Raw genomic sequence first — 2,305 nt, 5'->3', positions numbered from 1 at the left:
AGCGCATGATTCAACTGGCCCGCAACCGTATCGGCACAACACCTCGCCTGCGGCGCCCGCAGCCCGACGAACCACAAGGAACAGTGTTTGAAAGCGACGACAACCGGCTGCTGATCAGCATAAAAAGGACGTCATGCGTTTAGTGCATGACGCCTTCGAGGAAGAGTTGGCCAGCAGCACGGTCGAACAACTACTCGGCGGCGCGCTGGATCTGCCCAGGGTACTGCGCGACGGCGGGCAGCCGCTGGTGCTGATCAGCAGCTATCGCCTGACCCGCTCCAAGTCGCCGCATTGGGTGATGGTCACCGACTGCGACGACGACTTTGTCTACCTGCACGACCCGGATGTGGACCACAGCCAGCACCGCCAGCCTCTGGACTGCCAGCACCTGCCGGTCAGCCACGCGGAGTTCGAGCGCATGTGCCGATTCGGCAACAACAAGCTGCGCGCGGCGGTGGTGCTGTTCAAGCCACCGGCTTGATCGAGGCGGTGAGCAGCGGCAATACGCGACCGCGTACCTTAGAAAGCCAGCTTATAGCCGATGGTCATCAGCATGATCGCCAGGCACGGACGCAGCACGCCGTCCGGGACTTTGCCGGCCATGTGGCTGCCGATGTAGATCCCCGGCAGCGACCCCATCAGCAAAAAGCCCAGCAGGTGCCAGTCCATATTGCCCATGCCGGCGTGACCCAGGCCCGCCACCAGCGTCAGGGGCACGGCGTGGGCGATCTCGGTGCCGACCAGGCGCCGCGTGGCGAGGAATGGGTAAAGGATAAACAATGCGACGGTGCCGAGGGCACCGGCGCCGATCGAGGTCAGTGCCACCATGGCGCCGAGGACCGCCCCCGTGACCACCGTCAGCGCGTTCAGGTTGCGCGGGTGCATGTGGTAATCATCGCCGGCATGGCGCTGGGCGAAGGCCAACAGGCGATGCTTGAACAGAATGGCCAGGGCGGTCAGCAGCAGCACCACACCTAAGGCCTGTTTGATCACGGCGTTCATTGCGCTAGGGTCGGTGTGCAGGCTGGCGAGGAACCACAGGGTCAGCAGCACGGCGGGCACACTGCCCAGAGTGAGCCAGCCGGTGATCGTCCAGTCGATGTTCTTGTTCTTGCTATGCACCAGCACCCCACCGGACTTGGTGATGGCCGCGTACAACAAGTCGGTGCCCACGGCGGTCGCCGGGTTAATGCCGAACCACAGCAGGATCGGGGTCATCAAGGAGCCCCCGCCGACACCGGTCATGCCGACGATAAAACCAACGATCAGGCCTGCAACTACGAAACCAACGTTACCCACATCCATTACAACTACCTGCGGCCATATAAAATTCTGGCCGCAGGATAGCGATTTTTCTTATAACCACTTATATCAATATGATCTGACTTTATGCCTTTTACGTCAGTCGGTGGCAAACGTAGGCCTGGGTCTGATAGGGAAAGGCCACTGTATCGTGGCCTTTCAGCGCCGGGTGAGTGGCGATCAGGTTGCGTAATTGCGCGGTGACCTCGGCTTTTTCAGCGGCGGGCAGTGCCGCGATAAAGCTGACGGAGAGGACGCGATCCATGATCACTTCCTGCGGACTGCCGACATGGTTGTAGGGAAAACACGTCATTTCGGGGGCGGAAAAATACTCGCCGGTGAACGCCTCGCGCCATTTACCGCTGTGAAAACGCGGCGTATCGCCCTCGTAAGGCGTGATGATCGCGGTGATCGCCGCCACCCAGTCCACCGACTCATCGCGCACATTCCACACCAGCCCCAGACGCCCGTTGGGCTTGAGCACGCGGTGGATTTCCGCGAGCGCGGCCTGGGTGGAGAACCAGTGAAAGGACTGGGCGCAGACCAACGCATCGGCGCAGGCGGACGCCAGAGGAATGGATTCAGCGGTGCCGTTGACCAGGCGTACATCCGGCAACAGCTTGGCCAACTGCGCAGCCATCGCCTGCACGGGCTCGATGGCAATCAGGCTCGGCGCCAGGGCGTTAAGCAGGCGCGTGAATTTGCCGGTGCCGGCGCCCAGGTCGATCACCGTCGACCGCCCGTCGATGCGCAGTACGTCAGCCAGCCAGCCCGTGAGTTGCCGTGGATAGTTCGGTCGGCCCTGGGCGTAGGTGACGGCCTGGGTCGAAAAACCCTGTTGCGCAGACGTGTGAACACCGGACATTGCCAATCTCTCCTCGGGTAAAGCGGGGGCACAGTGTGCGCCTTCCCTCCCGGTTTTTCTAATCAGTCACACTGGGCAACCACACGCGAAACCGTGCGCCGCCGAGCGGTGAAGCCTGCGCGGTCAAGGTGCCGCCCT

Annotated in this window: 2 protein-coding genes and 1 pseudogene; 1 reads left to right on the top strand and 2 read right to left on the bottom strand. The window is 62.2% G+C overall.

All coding sequences use genetic code 11. The features are described from left to right. Positions 1–112: 112 nt before the first annotated feature. Positions 113–481: pseudogene (locus L9Z73_RS29295) on the top strand (peptidase C39 family protein); the annotation flags it as partial. 38 nt (positions 482–519) lie between these two features. Here L9Z73_RS29295 and L9Z73_RS29290 read toward each other — a convergent pair. Further along, positions 520–1,305, bottom strand: coding sequence for a sulfite exporter TauE/SafE family protein (locus L9Z73_RS29290; RefSeq protein WP_247408364.1), 786 nt, complete (start codon positions 1,303–1,305; stop codon positions 520–522). Between the two features lie 91 nt (positions 1,306–1,396). Continuing rightward, complete coding sequence (locus tag L9Z73_RS29285) at positions 1,397–2,167, bottom strand: class I SAM-dependent methyltransferase (RefSeq protein WP_247408362.1); 771 nt, start codon at positions 2,165–2,167, stop codon at positions 1,397–1,399. Between the last annotated feature and the right edge of the window lie 138 nt (positions 2,168–2,305).

The organism is Pseudomonas emilianonis (assembly GCF_023072625.1).
Taxonomy (GTDB): Bacteria; Pseudomonadota; Gammaproteobacteria; order Pseudomonadales; family Pseudomonadaceae; genus Aquipseudomonas; species Aquipseudomonas paraveronii.
Note: the sequence above shows the minus strand (reverse complement) of the source record. Positions and strands in the feature narration are given on the sequence as shown.

Bases quoted from the DNA above. Each gene is read 5' to 3' on its own strand.
- L9Z73_RS29290 (WP_247408364.1), bottom strand. From the start codon at position 1,305: ATGGATGTGGGTAACGTTGGTTTCGTAGTTGCAGGCCTGATCGTTGGT.
- L9Z73_RS29285 (WP_247408362.1), bottom strand. From the start codon at position 2,167: ATGTCCGGTGTTCACACGTCTGCGCAACAGGGTTTTTCGACCCAGGCC.